We start from the raw sequence: 14,159 nt of genomic DNA, 5'->3' as shown, positions 1-14,159 counted from the left end.
TTATTCCTAAACTTCTACGGAACCACCTGCTGCATTGATAGCGATCATTGCGCCTTTAGTCACTTTAATTCCATTTATTACAAACGGTTTTTCAATTTTTCCCGTATTAATAATTTTAACATTTTTTATAGATGAACCAATTAGTCCAGCTTTCTTCAATATTAAAATGTCTACCCTTCCTGCTGGCAGAATTGAAAGAGCATTTAAATTAATTTCAGCTGATAGGGGAGCTAACGAAGACTTAAACCCTCTTTTCGGCAAGCGACGCTGAAGCGGCATTTGCCCACCCTCAAACCCGATCTTATGAAAACCTCCATTACGGCTCTTTTGTCCCTTATGTCCTCGTCCGCAAGTTTTACCCAACCCACTAGCGATACCTCTCCCTACTCTACGCTTTGCATACGTAGAACCCGTTTTTGGACAAATAGTATTTAAATGCATAATTTAAGACTCCACCTTCAAAAGGTAACTAATTTTACTAATCATTCCCATGTTCTCGGGAGTAGCAATAACCTGAACGGTATGCTCTCTACGCCGCAAACCCAAACCTTTTGCACAGGCACGATGAGAAGAAACGGTACCGATTAAACTTTTCACCAAAGTAACCTTAATCATTTTATATTCAGTCATGATGTACTCCCAAAATCTCATCAACAGATAAGCTACGTTTTGCAGCAACCTCGCTAGGGGTATACAACTTAGTTAGCCCATCAAAAGTTGCACGAACAATATTATACGGGTTGGTAGAACCATGCACCTTAGCAGAAATATTATGAACACCTAGCGCGTCAAATACTAATCGCATAGGCCCGCCTGCCTTAACTCCGCTACCTTCTTTCGCAGGCTGCATAAATACACGAGTTGCACCATGCTTACCAATTACCTCATGGTAGATTGTACCATTTTTTAAAGGAACTTTGATCATTGAGCGCCGCGCTTGATCCATAGCCTTCTGGACTGCGACAGGTACCTCTTTGGACTTTCCTTTACCCATACCAATTCTGCCATCTCCATCTCCAACTACGGTTAAAGCAGAGAAGGCCATAATGCGCCCACCCTTTACAACCTTAGTTACACGATTAACAGCAATCATCTTTTCAATTAAGCCATCGCTACGCTCTTCAGCTTCATGCCTTGCCATATATTAAAACTCCACAATACTTCAATTTAGAAACTTAAGCCGGCATTCCGAGCCGCCTCTGCTAAAGCCTTGATACGTCCATGATATTGAAAACCTGAACGATCAAACGCAACTTTCTCAATCCCAATTATTTTAGCTTTTTCGGCGATTCGTTTACCAATTAAAGCAGCAGCTTCAATATTTGACCCCGATTTCAAGCTATCTCGCACCTCTTTTTCCAGAGTTGAGGCCGAAACCAAAACTTGACTGTTATTTTCACTAATAATCTGAGCATAAATATGAGCATTAGTGCGGAAGACACATAAACGCATCATTCTTAAATTTGCAATGCGTACACGAGTTTTACGTGCACGACGCAGTCTGGCTATATGCTTATCCATCCTGATTTCCTTAAACTATTTTTTCTTAGCTTCTTTTAAAACCACAATTTCATCAATATAACGAACTCCTTTACCTTTATAAGGCTCAGGAGAACGAAAGGAACGAATTTCAGCTGCAACTTGTCCCAAAGCTTGTTTGTCGGCACCACTAAGTACAATTTCGGTTTGACTAGGAGTATGAACAGTTACTCCCTCAGGCATTTCATAAACAACAGGATGAGAAAAACCCAATGATAAATTCAAAGACTTACCTTGTGCCTGTGCACGATAACCGACACCAATTAACTGTAATTTCCTTTCAAATCCATCGGAAACGCCTTTTACCATATTAGCAATTAAGGCACGAAACGTACCAGACATCGCATTAGCTCGTCTACTGCTACCAATAGCAACCACGTTTAATTGACCATCATTAAATTTAACTTCTACTTCCGAGGATAATGCTAAACTTAATTTACCGCATTTCCCCTGTACTACTAATTCATCTGCCTCAAGATTTATTTTTACACCTTCAGGAACGCTTACAGGATTCTTTGCTATACGAGACACTTTATTAACCTCCTACGCTACAATGCATAACAATTCACCACCGACACCTTCATGGCGTGCTTTACGATCAGTCATTACACCTTTTGAAGTGCTGATAATAGCAATACCTAAGCCATTCATTACAGAAGGGATGGAATTAGCACTTTTATACACTCGCAAACCCGGTTTAGAAATACGTTTAATATGATCAATAACCGGTTTACCCAAGTAATATTTTAGTTGAATCTGAAGCTCTGGCTTGCATTCGGAAGAAACTGAAAAACCATCAATATATCCTTCCTCCTTCAAAACATTTGCAATTGCACATTTTAATTTAGAAGAAGGCATGGAAACGATAGACTTACCAGCACGCTGAGCATTACGAATACGCGTCAGCATATCGGAAATAGGATCATGCATACTCATTTAAATTTTCTCCATTACCAACTAGCCTTAATTACACCCGGAATCTCTCCACGCATTGCAATTTCGCGAATTTTGATACGACCCAAACCAAATTTACGAAACGTTCCACGCGGCCGACCAGTTAAAGCGCAACGACGACGTTGCCGAACAGGAGCTGCATTTCTAGGAATAGATTGTAATTTCAAACGGGCCTCAAATTTTTCCGAATCGGTTGCGTTTGAATCGTTAATAATAGCAAAAATAGCCGCCCTCTTTTGTGAGTAACGTTTAGCAAGAGCAACCCTTTTAGCCTCCCTATTAATAATCGCTTTCTTGGCCATAATTATCCTTTAAATGGAAACTTAAATAATGATAGCAAAGCTTTCGCTTCATCATCTGTTTTTGCTGAGGTAGTGATCGTAATATTTAAACCACGAATAGCATCAATCTTGTCATACTCAATCTCGGGAAAAATAATTTGCTCCCTAATGCCCATATTATAATTTCCACGACCATCAAATGATTTATTGCTTACACCACGAAAATCTCGAACCCTAGGCAATGCTATCGCAACTAACCGATCTAAAAACTCAAACATCCTCTCACGCCGCAAAGTCACTTTACATCCAACAGGATAGTTATCTCGAATTTTGAATCCTGCAATAGATTTTCGAGCGACAGTTACAACCGGCTTCTGCCCGGCTATCTTCTCTAAATCAGAAACAGCATATTCCATATTTTTTTTATCAGCAACCGCCTCGCCCACCCCCATATTTAAGGTTATTTTTTCAAGACGAGGAACCTCCATAATACTTTTATAGCCAAACTGCCTCATCAATTCAGGAACAACAACACTATTATAAAAATCCTTCAAACGAGCCATAATCTCTCATTACCTCTTATGCACCAACAACTAAGCCACTTGATTTAAACACGCGAGTACGTATAATATTACCATTATCATTAACTAACCTAATACCAATACGATCAGCTTTACCAGTATGAGGGTTTAAAATAGCGAGATTTGAAATATCAATAGGCAAACTCTTTGCAATAATCCCACCCTCTATTCCTCGCATAGGATTAGGTTTAACATGCCTCTTAACTAAATTAATACCTTCAACTACAACTCCTCGACTTGATATGGAAACAACCAAGCCCACTTTACCCTTATCCTTACCTGCAATAACGATAACCTGATCACCCTTAATAACCTTATTCATTACAAATTCCTCACAACACTTCCGGTGCTAATGACACAATTTTCATGAAACGCTCAGTACGCAACTCGCGAGTTACCGGCCCAAAAATACGGGTACCCATAGGTTCAAGCTTATTATTCAACAGCACAACAGCATTGCTATCAAACTTAATCAAAGCACCATCAGTACGTCGCACCCCCTTTGCAGTACGAACCACAACGGCATTGTACACATCGCCTTTTTTGACCCGCCCACGAGGAGTTGCATCTTTTACTGCAATCTTAATAACATCACCAACATTAGCATAACGCCGTTTGGAGCCACCTAACACTTTAATACACATCACTCGACGCGCACCAGAGTTATCAGCTACATCCAAAATAGTCTGCATCTGAATCATTTTATATACCTTTTTTTAGACCCAACTTAACTTACCATTTTCAAACTAGCCGACATATTGCACATCCCGTCTAAATTTGAAACCTTAAAAAGGTTCAAGTAAATCAGTCTTGGTTCCCGATGGAAGAAACTTTCAAGAAAAGAAAGCTAAAATGGGATTATACAGACACTTTAATCTGGCTGCAAGTCCCATTTCAACTCATTGCCTCGTCACGCAGAGAAGCTAAACGGATTTCGATTTTTCTACAATCTCTTTAACTACCCAAGATTTTGTTTTTGAGAGAGGGCGAGTTTCCTCAATAACAACAATATCACCAATGCCGTATTGATTAGCCTCGTCGTGCGCATGAATCTTCGAGGAACGACTAATGACTTTTCCATACAAAGGATGTTTTACTTTACGCTCGATAAGCACGGTTACGGTTTTATCCATCTTATCGCTTACTACTTTACCTTGCAACGTACGGACATTTTTGCTCTTATCCATTATTTTGCACCTTTCTCACTTGTTACAGTCTTGATGCGTGCAATATTTCGTCGTACTCTCTTCAACTCACTCGATTTACTCAATTGGCCTGTGGCATTCTGCATTCTAAGACTAAACTGTATTTTCAATAGATCAAGCAAATCAGATTTTAACTGCTCAACTGATTTCTCTCTTAATTCATTGGCTTTCATCATTATTTACCCACTTGCCTCACTACAAATGTTGTTGGAATCGGTAATTTTGCAGCAGCTAGGGCGAAAGCCTCTCTCGCAAGTGACTCAGACACCCCATCCATTTCATAAAGCACTTTTCCCGGCTTAATTTCAGCAACGTAGTATTCTACGGAACCTTTACCCCCTCCCATTCGAACTTGAATCGGCTTGGCTGTAATAGGTTTATCAGGAAACACACGAATCCAAATTCGTCCACCACGTTTGATATGTCTAGTCATGGCTCGACGAGCAGCTTCAATTTGACGAGCAGTTAAGCGCCCCCTACCAATTGATTTCAATCCAAAATCGCCGAAATTCACAGCATTGCCACGTGTAGCAACACCTGTATTCCGACCCTTATGCTGTTTTCGATACTTTAGTCTAGTTGGCTGCAACATTTCTGCCTGCCTTTCTGCGTTTGTTTTCCTGTTCAGATTTAGACTGGATAGATTCGTTACCTTCGCCAGTATATACCCAAACTTTCAGGCCAATAACACCGTAAGTTGTATGTGCCTCACTCGTAGCATAATCAACATTAGCACGCAACGTGTGTAAAGGAACGCGTCCTTCGCGATACCACTCACTACGCGCAATATCTGCACCATTTAGGCGGCCAGACGTCATGATCTTGACACCTTTTGCACCAACACGCATCGCATTCTGCATTGCACGTTTCATAGCCCGGCGGAACTGTACACGTTTTTCCAATTGTTGCGCGATGCCGTCTGCAATAATCTGAGCATCTAACTCAGGCTTACGGATTTCTTCAATATTAACATGAACTGGCACACCTAAAAGATTCTGCAAATCTTGTTTCAATACCTCAATATCCTCACCTTTTCTTCCAATTACTATACCAGGACGGGCGGAATAAATTGTAATACGAGCAGATTTAGCAGGACGCTCAATAAGCACACGACCAACAGACGCATTTGCCAAACGCTTGCGCAAATATTCACGAACATCAATATCTTGTTTCAAAACATTTGAAAAATCACCAGTTTTGGCAAACCATTTTGAAGACCAGTTTTTATTTACCGCTAAGCGGAAACCAGTCGGATGAATTTTTTGTCCCATATCTTTTCCTCAGTTTCCTACCGTTACATTGATATGACAAGTCTGTTTCTCAATACGGTTACCGCGACCCTTTGCTCTTGCTTGAAAACGCTTCAATGACGAAGCTTTATCAACATAGACAGTTACGACTTTCAACTCATCGATATCAACGCCTTCGTTATGTTCGGCGTTAGCAACAGCAGACTCTAACACTTTTTTAACTAATTCAGCACCTTTCTTGGTACTAAATGCCAAAATATTCAGTGCCTGGGCGACATCTTTACCACGAATTTGATCGACAACTAAACGAGCCTTTTGCGCAGAAATTCGTGCGTTTTTATGACTTGATGATACTCTCATAATTCACCTTACTTCTTTTTAGCTTTTTTATCAGCCAAGTGACCTTTAAAGGTACGGGTTAACGAGAATTCACCCAACTTGTGGCCAACCATATTATCACTAATAAATACGGGAACATGAGTTCTGCCGTTATGTACAGCAATAGTCAAGCCGATGAAATCGGGAAGAATAGTAGAACGACGCGACCATGTTTTGATGGGACGTTTATCATTCCCTGCTCGCGCAGCATCAACTTTTTTCAAAAGATGCAGATCTACATACGGGCCTTTTTTTAATGAACGAGCCATGTCAATTAACCTTTATTCGAATAACGACGGCGGACAATCATATTATCCGTACGTTTATTGTTGCGGGTGCGATAACCTTTAGCAGGTGTACCCCACGGGCTAACAGGTTCACGTGCTTCACCGGTACGACCTTCGCCACCACCATGCGGGTGGTCAACAGGATTCATAACGACACCTCGTACTGTCGGACGGATGCCACGCCAACGATTAGCACCTGCTTTGCCGATTTTTTTCAGACTCTGCTCTTCATTGCCCACTTCACCGATAGTGGCCCGGCAATCTACATGGATTTTACGGACTTCACCGGAGCGCAAACGAATTTGGGCATAAGTGCCTTCTTTAGCCAATACTACTGCCGAAGCACCGGCAGAGCGGGCAATTTGCGCACCTTTGCCAGGTTTCATTTCAATACAGTGCACAGTAGTACCGACGGGAATATTACGAATCGGCAAAGCATTTCCAACTTTAATTGCAGCTTCAGAACCGGATACCAACACTGTGCCAACCTGAACGCCAGACGGCGCAATCATGTACCTACGCTCGCCATCTGCATAACATAACAAGGCGATATGAGCGGTTCGGTTCGGATCATATTCAATCCGTTCCACTTTTGCAGGAATACCGTCTTTATTTCGCTTGAAATCGACAATTCGATAATGATGTTTATGACCACCGCCTTTATGGCGAGTAGTAATATGACCATTATGATTACGGCCGGCAGTAGAATTCTTCTTCTCAACCAATGCGGCGTAAGGCGCACCTTTATGCAGACCATCTGTGGTTACGCGAACCATGCCGCGACGACCAGCAGAGGTAGGCTTCATTTTTACAATAGCCATTCCATTTATTCCTTATCAGCAGATGCCGCAGCCGATTCAAGATTAAGCTCTTGACCTTCAACCAGGCTGACATAAGCTTTCTTAACATCACTACGGCGACCCATATTGCGGCCAAAACGCTTGGTTTTACCTTTGGTGGTAACGGTAGTAACCGAAGCAACTTGGACACCAAACAACAATTCAACAGCAGCTTTGATCTCCTGTTTTGTCGCATCCCGCAGCACTTTGAAAGTCATTTGATTGTGTTTTTCGGCCAGCAAGTTACTCTTTTCAGAAACAACAGGTGCCAGAATTACCTTCATTAAGCGTTCTTGATTCATACCCATTGCTCCTCAAGTTGCTCGATCGCATCCTTAGTAACCACTACTTTCTTATAACGCAGCAGGCTGTAAGGATCGATTTGCTGCGCTTCAAGTACCAGCACGTTCGGCAGATTACGCGAAGAGAGATATACGTTCTCATCCAATTGTTTGGTTACAAACAAAACCTGTTCCAAACCAAAATTTTTCACCTGCTCGGCAAAATCTTTGGTTTTAGGAGTGGCCGCAGCCAATTGCTCAATAACGCACAAACGATCGTCGCGCACAAGTTGAGACAAGATGGTAGCCATACCTGCACGGTACATTTTACGGTTCACCTTCTGGGTGAAATTTTCATCCGGTTTGTTCGGAAACGCGCGGCCGCCACTTCTCCACAAAGGAGAGGAAGTCATACCGGAACGGGCACGGCCTGTTCCTTTTTGTCTCCACGGTTTTTTTGTGGAATGTTTCACTTCGGCACGGGTAAGCTGGGCACGGTTACCGGAGCGGGCATTAGCCAAATAGGCGGTTACCAACTGATGTACCAGTGCCTCATTATATTCGCGTGCGAACAAAGCATCAGATACAGACAAAGAACCTGAAACCTGGCCTTGCGCATTAATTACTTTTAATTCCATTACGCACCCACTTTCACGCCCGGACGGACAATCACATCACTATTCACCGCACCGGGAACAGCACCTTTTACCAACAAGAGGTTGCGCTCGGCGTCAACACGCACCACTTGCAGATTCTGCGCGGTAGATTTGGTGTTGCCGTATTGGCCGGCCATGCGCTGACCCGGGAATACGCGGCCGGGATCTTGTGCCATACCGATAGAGCCGGGGACACGGTGCGAACGCGAGTTACCGTGGGAAGTGCGTTGGGAGTCAAAATTGTGGCGTTTGATGGTACCGGAGAAACCTTTACCTTTTGAGGTACCGGTGATGTCGACCAACTGGCCGACTTCAAACAGGGAAACGGAGATTTCGCCGCCTACTTGCAATTCGGACAGCTTTTCAGCAGAAAGGGCAAACTCAACCAAACCGCGACCGGCCTCAACACCTGCTTTTGCAAAGTGTCCGGCTTCGGCCTTGCCGGTATGTTTTGCTTTTTTCTGACCGAAGGTAACCTGCACGGCTGTGTAACCGTCGGTATCTTCGGATTTCAGTTGTGTGACGCGGTTGGGGGTTATTTCCAACACGGTTACGGGAACAGAGACACCCTGCTCGTCGAACACGCGGGTCATACCCACCTTGCGCCCAACCAGACCTAACGTCATGATTATTTTCCTTAAAATAAAGGGGTCAGCTGCGATTGGCCGACCATTGCACAAAAAAGATTCTTGGCGCAAAACGCCAAGGCGCGGAATATACTATATTACCGGCTGTATTTTCAAGGGAAAAAACGACAAAGCCGGTATTTTTGACACAGAGTGTTGGAAAACATCCGCCAAAGATGCGTCATCCTTGCGCCAGGCACCCGTTTGTTTCGCTTTTTCGCATTTGAGGCCGTCTGAAAACCTGCAAACCGGTTTTCAGACGGCCTCAACGTGTTCGCCGCCTGCTCAGCCGATGATTTGCTGCAATTGTCCTTTGGCGTAGCGTTCGGCCATTTTTTCCAGCGAAACGGGTTTAATTTTCGAGGCCTGGCCTTCGCAGCCGAATGCCAGATAGCGGTCGAGGCAGATTTGTTTCATCGCGTCGATGGTTTTGGCGAGGTATTTGCGCGGGTCGAACTCGGCGGGATGCTCGGCAAGGAAGCGGCGGATTGCGCCGGTGGAGGCTAGGCGCAGGTCGGTGTCGATGTTGACTTTGCGCACGCCGTGTTTGATGCCTTCCACGATTTCTTCGACGGGTACGCCGTAGGTTTCGCCGATGTTGCCGCCGTATTCGTTAATCACTTTCAGCCATTCCTGCGGCACGGAGCTTGAGCCGTGCATGACGATGTGGGTGTTGGGCAGGGCCTGGTGGATTTCTTTAATGCGGTCGATACGCAGCACATCGCCGGTGGGCGGGCGGGTGAATTTGTATGCGCCGTGGGATGTGCCGACGGCAATCGCCAGCGCGTCCACGCCGGTGTCTTTCACAAAGCGCACCGCGTCTTCCACGCTGGTGAGCATTTGGTCGTGGGAAAGTTTGCCGACTGCGCCCACGCCGTCTTCTTCGCCCGCTTCGCCAGTTTCGAGGTTGCCCAATACGCCGATTTCGCCTTCAACGGATACGCCGCAGGCGTGGGAGAAATTCACCACAGTGCGGGTGGCGTTGACGTTGTATTCGTAGCTGGACGGGGTTTTGCCGTCTTCCATCAGCGAACCGTCCATCATCACCGATGAAAAGCCAAGCTGGATGGAGCGCTGGCACACATCGGGCGATGCGCCGTGGTCTTGGTGCATGACCACGGGGATGTGCGGAAACTCTTCCACGGCGGCCAGAATCAGGTGGCGCAGAAACGGCGCGCCGGCGTATTTGCGTGCGCCCGCGCTGGCCTGCACGATAACAGGGGCGTTGACTTGGTCGGCGGCTTCCATGATGGCGCGCATCTGTTCGAGATTGTTCACATTGAATGCGGGCAGGCCGTAGCTGTTTTCTGCGGCGTGGTCGAGAAGCTGGCGCATGGATACGAGTGCCATGAAAAACTCCTAAAAATGAAATGTAATCGGATGTAGGGCGCGGATTATAGCAAAGTTGGCAGGCCGTCTGAAAACGCGGATAACGGTTTTTCAGACGGCCTATTGGCGTTTGGGCGGTTTGTTTTTTTTCAGACGGCCTATCCGAACAATATCTGTGATTCGCGCACGAAGGGGTTTTCTTTGTCCCAGGCGTAGCCGGCGAGGATGGCGCAGACCATGCGGCCGGTGTCGCTGTTTTTGTCCACGTCGAACACGAGGTCTTGGAAGCGGCCGTCGTACCAGCCCTGGATGTAGCTGCCGAAGGCGGTTACGCCGCTCATCAGGGGCACGGCGAACTCGTTTTTCCAGTCGAGCCGCTGCCCGCGCAGCTCTTTGGCGGCGCAGGCGGCGGCGAGTTTGGCCGACTGCACGGCGATGGTTACGCCGGAGGAGAAAACGGGGTCGAGAAACTCGCCGGACGCGCCCAAGAGGGCGAAGTGGCGGCCGTAAAGCCCCTTGCCTTTGGTGGTGTAGCCGGGCAGATAGCGGAAGGGGAAGCCGTTGTCCCATTCGGCGTCGGCGAGGATTTCGGCGAGGAAGGGGATTTCGGCCACGATGCCTTTGAGGATGGCGGCGGTGCTTTCGTGGCGGAAGTAGTGTTCTTCGCCGACCACGCCGATGGAGCTTCTGCCGTTGGCGAAGGGGATGAGCCACACCCATATGTCGCGGTGCTCGGGGTGGATGCAGACGAGGTTTTTGTTGCGGTCGAATTTGGGCGAGGTGATGCGGTCGTCGATGTGGGTGAAGTGCACCTGGCGGATGACGGTCTGCGGCGGCAGCTCCCAGTTCATCAGGCGCGGCAGGGCGCGGTAGAAGCCGCTGGCGTCGAGCACGAAACGGGCTTCCATGTCGTACACTGTGCCGTCTTCGCGCTCCACGGCGAGCATGACGGTATCGCCTTCGTTGTCGAAGCGTTTGACGGTTTCGCCGTAGCGCACGGCCACGCCGCGTTTTTCGGCTTCGTCGATGAGGAGTTTGTCGAAATCGGCGCGTTGGACGTTGAAGGCGAAATTGTGGCCCGCGCTGAATTTGTCGAGAAAGTTGAACGAGGTGTAGCGGTCGCCCCATGAAAAAGCGAAGCCGTTTTTGTATTGGAAGCCGAGCATGGCCTCGCGGACGGCGTGCAGCAGGCCGGCTTCGTCTAGCACGTCCATGGCGTATGGCAGCAGGCTCTCGCCGATAACGAAGCGGGGGAAGTGCTGCTTTTCCAGCACGCAGACGTTGAAACCCTGTTTGTTGAGCAGCGCGGCGGCCACCGATCCGGCCGGCCCCGCGCCTATAATCACGACATCATAGATAAATGCGGCCACTGTGTCTCCCGTTGGTGTGTAGTTGCGTTTGATTATGTACAAGCAAGGCATACGGCCAGATTTCCCAGCCGTATGCCCGATATGCTGTAACGGATTGTAGCGGCAAGGCCGCAGGCTGGCAATCGGATGGCATGTTGCGGCCGTCTGAAAGTCTTTTCTAAGTTTCAGACGGCCTTTCTTTATAAGACATCGATTTCATTATTGATTTTAACCAACAGCTGTTTGCCGCCTTTGTCTGTGGTTTCTTCTTTGAACTGCCATTTTGGAAATATATCTTTTGCAACTTTGTGCCAAGGCACGTTTTTTCCCAATGAACTTTTTTCCCTAAGTTTTTCCAGTGGGTATAGGAACTCCCCACGCATTTCCCGCATAACCGTCGACCAATCTGCCCAACCGTCTTTGCGCTTGCATTTTTGGTATACCTCGTCAAAAAAGGCGCATACTTCAATTTCACTGTGCGTTTCCCAATAATTTAATAATTTTATCATCTGATCGAGTTGATAAAGTAAGCATTCGCGCAACCTCTCAGCCAACGGATCAAGGTATTCTTTTTGAAAACACTCTGCCCTGCGATACGCTTGCCGCATTGAATGCAATCTTTCCTCAGTAAAACACTCCGTATCAGTCGAAGGATGGATAAAGGCATTTCTATCGGACACGATTTGTTTGAACTGCTGTTCAAATTGCTGCCGATCCTTGATCAAAGCAATAAGCGGGATTTGGTAAGTCATATTTAAGCAAACCATATCTGAAATATGCTCGGATGTGTCGCATGGATTGTCCGAAAAATTCTGAGTTTGTTCCAAAGCCGCCCACAAGCCGCCCAAAGTTCCCCGCCAAACACCCGGATAATTTGACATTTTCAGCAGCACATAGTCTTTGTTTTTGCCCAAAGTTCCCCGCCAAACACCCGGATAATTTGACTTAGCCTCCGTGTCCGACTTGTCCTGATCGCTTCGGATACTTGTCGATATGGTTTGTCCGGAAGAACTGATCAGATTTTTCAACGTCCGTTCGATTTCCTGATACTTTTTCAGGTTCAAACCCATTTGAAAAATGATTTGCTCATTGAGTGTGTTCAAATGCCGATCCTTTATCTATCCGTTGTCGCCATTGATGATTTGAGAGACCGTCTGAAAAGTGTTTTTCAGACGGCCTCCGTTTATATCTGCTTATATTGATTCAAATGCCGCCGCCTCAAATCCGTTCGGCCAGCTCTTGCGCCTTGCCGACATATAGCGCTGGGGTCAGCGCGAGCAGGGTGGCTTTGGCCTCTTCGGGGATTTCCAGCGACCCGATAAAGACTTTGAGCACTTCGGGGGTGATGCCGCCTTTGCCGCGCGTGAGGTCTTTGAGTTTTTCGTAGGGGTTGGCCACGCCATAGCGGCGCATCACGGTTTGGATGGGTTCGGCCAAGAGTTCCCAAGTGGCGTCCAAATCGGCGGCCAGCGCGGCGGGGTTGGGTTCGAGTTTGTTCAGGCCGCGCAGGTGGGCGGCGTAGCCGAGCAGGGCGTAGCCTGCGCCCACGCCCATGTTGCGCAATACGGTGCTGTCGGTGAGGTCGCGCTGCCAGCGGGACACGGGCAGTTTTTCGGCAAGGAAACCGAGTACGGCGTTGGCCATGCCGAGGTTGCCTTCGGAGTTTTCAAAGTCGATGGGGTTGACTTTGTGCGGCATGGTCGATGAGCCGACTTCGCCGGCTTTGACTTTTTGTTTGAAATAACCCAATGAAATGTAGCCCCAAACGTCGCGGTTGAAATCGATGAGGATGGTGTTGACGCGCGAGAGGGTTTGGAAAAATTCGGCCATGTAGTCGTGCGGCTCGATTTGGATGGTGTAGGGGTTGAAGGTCAATCCCAAAGATTCTTCGACGAAACGGCGGCTGTGGTTTTCCCAATCGACATCGGGATAGGCGGTCAGATGGGCGTTGTAGTTGCCGACTGCGCCGTTGATTTTGCCGAGAAATTCTTGGGATTGGAGGTTTTGGATTTGGCGTTGCAGGCGGTAAACGACGTTGGCGATTTCTTTGCCGAGGGTGGTGGGGGTGGCGGGCTGGCCGTGGGTGCGGCTCATCATGGGCACTGCGGCGAGGGTGTGCGCCATGCCGGTGAGTTTTTCAACGATTTCGGCGAGTTTGGGCAGCAATACGGTGTCGCGCGCTTCTTGCAGCATGAGGGCGTGGGAGAGGTTGTTGATGTCTTCGCTGGTGCAGGCGAAGTGGATGAACTCGCTCACGGCGGCCACTTCGGCGTTGTTTTTGAAACGGTCTTTGAGCCAGTATTCGATGGCTTTGACATCGTGGTTGGTGGTGGCTTCGATGGCTTTGACGGCGGCCGCGTCTTCCAATGAAAAACCCGCAATCACGCCGTCGATTTCGGCGAGGGTGGCGGCGGAAAAGGCAGGCACTTCGGCGATTTTGGCTTCGGTGGCGAGGGCTTTGAGCCAGTTCAGTTCCACTTTGACGCGGGCTTTCATCAGGCCGTATTCGGAGAACACGGGGCGCAGGCTTTCAACGGATGAGGCGTAGCGGCCGTCGAGCGGGGAGAGGGCGGAGAGGGGGTTGATCATAGGGTTTCCTTAAAG

24 protein-coding genes are annotated in these 14,159 nt (G+C 47.5%); all 24 read right to left on the bottom strand.

Translation table 11 applies throughout. From position 1 onward, the window contains the following. Nucleotides 1-6 precede the first annotated feature (6 nt). The 24 genes from rplO to purB all read right to left on the bottom strand — a co-directional run bounded on the left by rplO (nt 7) and on the right by purB (nt 14,144). On the bottom strand, nt 7-441 hold the full coding sequence (gene rplO, locus H3L91_RS01940; RefSeq protein ID WP_049255223.1) for a 50S ribosomal protein L15: 435 nt from the start codon (nt 439-441) through the stop codon (nt 7-9). A gap of 3 nt (nt 442-444) precedes the next feature. Next, the gene (rpmD, locus tag H3L91_RS01935; RefSeq protein ID WP_081458560.1) at nt 445-630 is read right to left on the bottom strand and encodes a 50S ribosomal protein L30; all 186 of its coding nucleotides are present in this window, start codon (nt 628-630) and stop codon (nt 445-447) included. Beyond that, nucleotides 623-1,141 carry a 30S ribosomal protein S5 gene (gene rpsE, locus H3L91_RS01930; RefSeq protein ID WP_040658610.1) on the bottom strand — a complete coding sequence of 173 codons (519 nt, stop codon included), beginning with the start codon at nt 1,139-1,141 and terminating at the stop codon, nt 623-625. The genes rpmD and rpsE overlap by 8 nt, the downstream gene beginning before the upstream one ends. 26 nt (nt 1,142-1,167) lie before the next feature. Further along, on the bottom strand, nt 1,168-1,521 hold the full coding sequence (gene rplR / locus H3L91_RS01925) for a 50S ribosomal protein L18 (RefSeq protein ID WP_040658608.1): 354 nt from the start codon (nt 1,519-1,521) through the stop codon (nt 1,168-1,170). A 15-nt stretch (nt 1,522-1,536) separates the two neighbouring features. Next, a complete protein-coding gene (rplF, locus tag H3L91_RS01920) occupies nt 1,537-2,070 on the bottom strand; it encodes a 50S ribosomal protein L6 (protein WP_040658606.1) in 534 nt (177 codons plus the stop codon). 12 nt (nt 2,071-2,082) lie between these two features. Beyond that, the gene (rpsH, locus tag H3L91_RS01915) at nt 2,083-2,475 is read right to left on the bottom strand and encodes a 30S ribosomal protein S8 (protein ID WP_040658604.1); all 393 of its coding nucleotides are present in this window, start codon (nt 2,473-2,475) and stop codon (nt 2,083-2,085) included. Nucleotides 2,476-2,489: 14 nt separating this feature from the next. Beyond that, nucleotides 2,490-2,795: a 30S ribosomal protein S14 gene (rpsN, locus tag H3L91_RS01910; RefSeq protein WP_007341754.1), complete on the bottom strand. Its 306-nt coding sequence runs from the start codon at nt 2,793-2,795 to the stop codon at nt 2,490-2,492. A gap of 2 nt (nt 2,796-2,797) precedes the next feature. Beyond that, nucleotides 2,798-3,337, bottom strand: coding sequence for a 50S ribosomal protein L5 (gene rplE / locus H3L91_RS01905; RefSeq protein ID WP_007341753.1), 540 nt, complete (start codon nt 3,335-3,337; stop codon nt 2,798-2,800). A gap of 16 nt (nt 3,338-3,353) precedes the next feature. Beyond that, nucleotides 3,354-3,677: a 50S ribosomal protein L24 gene (rplX, locus tag H3L91_RS01900; RefSeq protein WP_007341752.1), complete on the bottom strand. Its 324-nt coding sequence runs from the start codon at nt 3,675-3,677 to the stop codon at nt 3,354-3,356. Nucleotides 3,678-3,687: 10 nt separating this feature from the next. Further along, a complete protein-coding gene (gene rplN / locus H3L91_RS01895; protein WP_007341751.1) occupies nt 3,688-4,056 on the bottom strand; it encodes a 50S ribosomal protein L14 in 369 nt (122 codons plus the stop codon). A 222-nt stretch (nt 4,057-4,278) separates the two neighbouring features. After that, nucleotides 4,279-4,542, bottom strand: coding sequence for a 30S ribosomal protein S17 (rpsQ, locus tag H3L91_RS01890; RefSeq protein ID WP_040658602.1), 264 nt, complete (start codon nt 4,540-4,542; stop codon nt 4,279-4,281). Then, the gene (gene rpmC, locus H3L91_RS01885) at nt 4,542-4,733 is read right to left on the bottom strand and encodes a 50S ribosomal protein L29 (protein ID WP_049260553.1); all 192 of its coding nucleotides are present in this window, start codon (nt 4,731-4,733) and stop codon (nt 4,542-4,544) included. Before rpmC ends, rpsQ begins: the two co-directional genes overlap by 1 nt. A gap of 2 nt (nt 4,734-4,735) precedes the next feature. Next, nucleotides 4,736-5,152 carry a 50S ribosomal protein L16 gene (gene rplP / locus H3L91_RS01880; protein WP_040658599.1) on the bottom strand — a complete coding sequence of 139 codons (417 nt, stop codon included), beginning with the start codon at nt 5,150-5,152 and terminating at the stop codon, nt 4,736-4,738. Further along, the gene (gene rpsC, locus H3L91_RS01875; RefSeq protein WP_007341747.1) at nt 5,136-5,831 is read right to left on the bottom strand and encodes a 30S ribosomal protein S3; all 696 of its coding nucleotides are present in this window, start codon (nt 5,829-5,831) and stop codon (nt 5,136-5,138) included. Before rpsC ends, rplP begins: the two co-directional genes overlap by 17 nt. Nucleotides 5,832-5,840: 9 nt before the next feature. Then, entirely contained in the window at nt 5,841-6,170 is a 330-nt protein-coding gene (gene rplV, locus H3L91_RS01870) for a 50S ribosomal protein L22 (protein WP_007341746.1), read from the bottom strand. A gap of 8 nt (nt 6,171-6,178) precedes the next feature. Continuing rightward, a complete protein-coding gene (gene rpsS / locus H3L91_RS01865) occupies nt 6,179-6,457 on the bottom strand; it encodes a 30S ribosomal protein S19 (RefSeq protein WP_007341745.1) in 279 nt (92 codons plus the stop codon). A gap of 5 nt (nt 6,458-6,462) precedes the next feature. Next, complete coding sequence (gene rplB / locus H3L91_RS01860; RefSeq protein ID WP_007341744.1) at nt 6,463-7,296, bottom strand: 50S ribosomal protein L2; 834 nt, start codon at nt 7,294-7,296, stop codon at nt 6,463-6,465. 5 nt (nt 7,297-7,301) lie between these two features. Further along, the gene (gene rplW / locus H3L91_RS01855; RefSeq protein ID WP_007341743.1) at nt 7,302-7,616 is read right to left on the bottom strand and encodes a 50S ribosomal protein L23; all 315 of its coding nucleotides are present in this window, start codon (nt 7,614-7,616) and stop codon (nt 7,302-7,304) included. After that, nucleotides 7,613-8,233: a 50S ribosomal protein L4 gene (gene rplD, locus H3L91_RS01850; protein ID WP_007341742.1), complete on the bottom strand. Its 621-nt coding sequence runs from the start codon at nt 8,231-8,233 to the stop codon at nt 7,613-7,615. Before rplD ends, rplW begins: the two co-directional genes overlap by 4 nt. Then, entirely contained in the window at nt 8,233-8,877 is a 645-nt protein-coding gene (gene rplC, locus H3L91_RS01845) for a 50S ribosomal protein L3 (RefSeq protein WP_007341741.1), read from the bottom strand. The genes rplD and rplC overlap by 1 nt, the downstream gene beginning before the upstream one ends. A 285-nt stretch (nt 8,878-9,162) precedes the next feature. After that, nucleotides 9,163-10,227 (bottom strand): class II fructose-bisphosphate aldolase, encoded by a 1,065-nt coding sequence (gene fba / locus H3L91_RS01840; RefSeq protein WP_007341739.1) that lies wholly within the window; start codon nt 10,225-10,227, stop codon nt 9,163-9,165. Between the two features lie 137 nt (nt 10,228-10,364). Continuing rightward, nucleotides 10,365-11,576 carry an NAD(P)/FAD-dependent oxidoreductase gene (locus tag H3L91_RS01835; protein WP_040659310.1) on the bottom strand — a complete coding sequence of 404 codons (1,212 nt, stop codon included), beginning with the start codon at nt 11,574-11,576 and terminating at the stop codon, nt 10,365-10,367. 179 nt (nt 11,577-11,755) lie between these two features. After that, complete coding sequence (locus H3L91_RS01830) at nt 11,756-12,658, bottom strand: hypothetical protein (RefSeq protein WP_007341737.1); 903 nt, start codon at nt 12,656-12,658, stop codon at nt 11,756-11,758. 115 nt (nt 12,659-12,773) lie between these two features. Further along, on the bottom strand, nt 12,774-14,144 hold the full coding sequence (gene purB / locus H3L91_RS01825) for an adenylosuccinate lyase (protein ID WP_007341735.1): 1,371 nt from the start codon (nt 14,142-14,144) through the stop codon (nt 12,774-12,776). Nucleotides 14,145-14,159: the final 15 nt, after the last annotated feature.

The organism is Neisseria bacilliformis, assembly GCF_014055025.1.
GTDB classification, from domain to species: domain Bacteria; phylum Pseudomonadota; class Gammaproteobacteria; order Burkholderiales; family Neisseriaceae; genus Neisseria; species Neisseria bacilliformis.
Note: the sequence above shows the minus strand (reverse complement) of the source record. Positions and strands in the feature narration are given on the sequence as shown.